The sequence below is a fragment of the Stenotrophomonas sp. HMWF003 genome, assembly GCF_003061285.1.
GTDB lineage: Bacteria > Pseudomonadota > Gammaproteobacteria > Xanthomonadales > Xanthomonadaceae > Stenotrophomonas > Stenotrophomonas maltophilia_AP.
In genome coordinates, this window is record NZ_QAIW01000423.1 from 8106 (window position 1) to 9982 (window position 1877).

At 67.0% G+C, this 1877-nt stretch carries 1 pseudogene; it reads right to left on the reverse strand.

Annotated elements, in window-relative coordinates:
- Positions 1-1802 (reverse strand): annotated as a pseudogene (locus tag DBR34_RS23885) (efflux RND transporter permease subunit); the annotation flags it as partial.
- Positions 1803-1877 lie beyond the last annotated feature (75 nt).

Sequence of the window (1877 nt, forward strand, 5' to 3'; positions counted from 1 at the left end):
TCGGCCAGCTCGATGTCGACCATCAGCTCGGGCCGGGTCGAATCGGGGAAGAACTGCTGGGGCACGAAGCGGAAGATCGCCAGCGAGAAGATGAACAACGCAATCGTGGCGCCGATCACCCACCAGCGGTGGCGCAGGCAGGTATCCAGGAAGCTGCGGAAGCGCGTGTAGAACGGCCGCTGGTACGGGTCATGGTCGTGCGCATGTTCGGCCGGCTTGATCCAGCGCGCGAACGCCGGGTGGCGGTCGGCCCACTGCAGGCGGCGGGCGTGCCAGCGCCCGGCCAGGCTGGTCGGCTTGGGCGGCTGTCGGTTGAACAGATCCGGCAGCATCTTGTCGCCCAGGTACGGAATGAACAGCACCGCGGCAATCCACGACACCACCAGCGCGATGGTCACCACCTGGAACAGCGAACGGGTGTACTCACCGGTGCTCGACGCCGCAGTGGCGATCGGCAGGAAGCCGGCGGCGGTGATCAGGGTACCGGTGAGCATCGGGAAGGCGGTGGATTCCCAGGCGAAGCTGGCCGCGCGCAGCCGGTCGTAGCCCTGCTCCATCTTGGTGGCCATCATCTCCACCGCGATGATCGCATCGTCCACCAGCAAGCCCAGCGCCAGCACCAGCGCGCCCAGCGAGATCTTGTGCAGGCCGATGCCGAAGTAGTGCATGACGAAGAAGGTCATCGCCAGCACCAGCGGAATGGTCACGCCCACCACCAGGCCGGTGCGCAGGCCCAGCGAGAAGAAGCTGACCAGCAGCACGATCACCACCGCTTCGGTGAGCACCTGCACGAACTCGCCCACCGACTCTTCCACCGCGTGCGGCTGGTCGGACACCTTGCGCAGCTGCATGCCGGCCGGCAGGGTTTTCTGCAGGCGCTCGAACTCGGCGTCCAGGGTGGCACCCAGCTTGAGGATGTCGCCGCCGTCCTTCATCGCCACGGCCAGGCCAATGGCGTCTTCGCCCATGAAGCGCATCTTCGGCGAGGCCGGGTCGGCGAAGCCGCGCTTGACCTGCGCGATGTCGCCCAGGTGGAGGGTGCGGTCGCCGGCCTGGATCGGGAACCGGCGGATGTCCTCGATGGAATCGAACTGGCCGGTCACGCGCAGCTGCACGCGGTCGCTGGGGGTTTCGAAGAAGCTGGTGGCACTCACCGCGTTCTGGTCGGCCAGCGCCTGCTGCACCTGCTGCAGCGACACGCCCAGCGTGGCCAGCTTGGTGTTGGACAGCTCGATCCAGACCTTCTCGTCCTGCAGGCCCACCAGGTCGATCTTGCCCACGTCCGGCACGCGCTGCAGTTCGAGCTGGATGCGGTCGGCGTAGTCGCGCATCACCGCATAGTCGAAGCCCTTGCCGGTGAGCGCGTAGATGTTGCCGAAGGTGTCGCCGAACTCATCGTTGTAGAACGGCCCGACGATCTCGCGCGGCAGCGTGGCGCGGATGTCGCCCACGCGCTTGCGCACCTGGTACCACAGGTCCGGTATCTGCTTGGAGCGCAGGCTGTCGCGCGCCATGAAGATCACCTGCGATTCGCCCGGGCGCGAGTAGGAGCGGATGAACTCGTACTCGCCGGTGTTCATCAGCGCTTTTTCGATCGGCTCGGTGACCTGCCGCGAGACCTGCTCGGCGGTGGCGCCGGGCCACATCGTGCGCACCACCATCGCCTTGAAGGTGAACGGCGGATCTTCGGACTGGCCCAGGTGCTTGTACGACCACGCGCCGATGACCGCGAACGCCAGCATCGCAAACAGCACCAGCGGGCGGTTGCTCAGCGCCCATTCGGAAAGATTGAAGCGGCGCACGGCTCAGTGCCCCTTGCCGGCAGCGGCAGGCGCAGCCGCCGGTGCCAGCACCGGGCGGTTCTGGCGGTCCACCGG